At 64.0% G+C, this 272-nt stretch carries 1 protein-coding gene; it reads right to left on the reverse strand.

All coding sequences use genetic code 11. The annotated features are described in order from the left end of the window. Window positions 1-258, reverse strand: a 258-nt coding sequence (locus tag OXG98_12165) for a hypothetical protein (GenBank protein MCY3772756.1), incomplete at its 3' end; no start/stop codon positions are given. Between the last annotated feature and the right edge of the window lie 14 nt (window positions 259-272).

Below are 272 nucleotides of genomic sequence, written 5' to 3' on the forward strand. Positions count from 1 at the left end.
CTTGAACGGTACCTGCCGGGACGGGGCCGCGGGTACCCCGAGCCGCCGCTGTATCGCACTGATTTTGGTCGCAAGCTCGAGAGTCTTGACATACACGTGGACGGGAGCGCGGTCGTCCTGAAGTTCCGCCTCCGGCGGGTAGTCATAGACACCCAGTTCTTCCCGGAGAATGTTGATCTCCGCGATCAGGTCCTGGACCGCCCGAAAGACGTGGCTGGGCGTCGCATCGCGCCTGGCGGACTCCGACTGGTTCGTCAACGGCGAACCAGTCG

It is taken from the genome of Gemmatimonadota bacterium, assembly GCA_026706345.1.
Taxonomy (GTDB): Bacteria; JAAXHH01; JAAXHH01; order JAAXHH01; family JAAXHH01; genus JAAXHH01.